Source organism: Catenulispora sp. MAP12-49, assembly GCF_041262705.1.
GTDB lineage: Bacteria > Actinomycetota > Actinomycetes > Streptomycetales > Catenulisporaceae > Catenulispora.
Window position 1 is genome coordinate 1 of the sequence record NZ_JBGCCP010000089.1, and the last position, 1,481, is coordinate 1,481.

The 1,481-nt window shown below is 67.6% G+C and carries 2 protein-coding genes; both read right to left on the bottom strand.

Annotation, left to right across the window (positions count from 1 at the left end; all coding sequences use genetic code 11):
* Window positions 1-276, bottom strand: a 276-nt coding sequence (locus ABIA35_RS49390) for a hypothetical protein (protein WP_370362646.1), incomplete at its 3' end; no start/stop codon positions are given.
* Window positions 207-1,343, bottom strand: coding sequence for an IS4 family transposase (locus ABIA35_RS49395; RefSeq protein WP_370362647.1), 1,137 nt, complete (start codon window positions 1,341-1,343; stop codon window positions 207-209). The genes ABIA35_RS49395 and ABIA35_RS49390, both read right to left, overlap by 70 nt.
* Between the last annotated feature and the right edge of the window lie 138 nt (window positions 1,344-1,481).

Consider the following 1,481-nt stretch of genomic DNA (forward strand, 5'->3'; position numbering starts at 1 on the left):
ATGGCCGTGTTGGTCGGGTTTTTTGGTGCGATACCTGGCGACTGAGTATTTGATCACCCGGTCGTAGACGCGGATGCGTGGGTCGATCGGGGTGACGTCTTCGCGGGTGGCCTCGCGCAGCCGGTGCAGGGCCTGGTCGGGGTCCTGGCCCCGGCCGCCGGTGCGGATCACGGCGTCGCGCAGTCGCTGGACCAGCGTGGTGAAGCCTATTTGCGGCACCTCGGCCGGGCCGGGGCCGGATGCGTCGGCGGCCGCGCAGGCGGCCTCGATCCGCAACAGCTGGTGGGTGCACAGCCAAGCCCACACCTCCTGGCGCACCCCGTCGGCGGTTCGGGAGCGCAGCCGGGCCGCGCCCTGCACGCACTTGAGGCCTTTGATCGCACTTCCACCTGCCAGCGGCGGCCGTACAGGTGCAGGACGGCCGGCGCCGGGTATTGCACGTGATCGGTGAGGGTCGTGACCAGCCGGTAGGACTCCGAACGTCGGACACCGCGCTCATCGATCACCGTGATCCAGCCTGTGATCACCCTGACCAGCATCTTCTCCGGCAGGTTCGAGCGCACAGCCGCCGACAGGTTAGTGGCCGAAGGCTGCCACCAGGCCAACCCGGAACCGTCCGGCAAAACCTGATGCACATCCAGCCGCACGTTGCGTTTCACCCGCCAGCACAGCTGCGCTTGGGTGCCAGCGGCCCGGCACCACAGCACATACCCGGGAAAGCCCCGGTCGGCCAGCAACAGCATCCCCGGCCGCAACGAGGGAACCAGCCGCTCGGCCAGCGCACGCTCCCCGACGCTGTAGGCGTCGAACACCGCATCGATCACCGCCCGCGACCCGCAGGCCACCAGCACCAGCACCCGCACCAGCGGGGAAGCCGCCGCCTTGCCATCGCCCTTCTTCCCGAACACCTCCACCACAGCCGACACATCAGGGGCGGCCAGCAACGTGCCATCCCACGCACACACCAACAACCCCCGCCACTGCGCCTGCGGCACCTGCGCCCCCGCCCCACGCAGCCGCAGGAACAGCAGCCGCAACGGCTCAGCCCCCAACGATCCGCGCCGCTGCTTCAACGACGACTTCGACGGCACCGCCGCACCCGGCCGCCCCCACACCCCCGACAGCTTCTCAAACACCCCAGGCACCGACACCTCGGGAAACAAGGTCAACGCCAGAACCAGATAGACACCCAAAACAGCCGACGTGCGCCGCGTGCGCGACACCACACCCGCAGCCACCAGCGCCTGCCGCACCCAACCAGCCGGCACCAGTCGTGCCAACACCGACCCGTCCACCCCGAACACCCCGACAGCACGGTCCACATCTATGGAAGACTGCTGCAACAACGAAGCTCCTTGGTGAACGGCGAGTCTTGGCGGACAAGCCCTTCTACCTGGGAGCTTCGTTCATTGACATATCAAACCGGCAGATCGAGACCAGCCTGCAACCCGGCAAGATCAATCCTTAAACACCCGGCATTG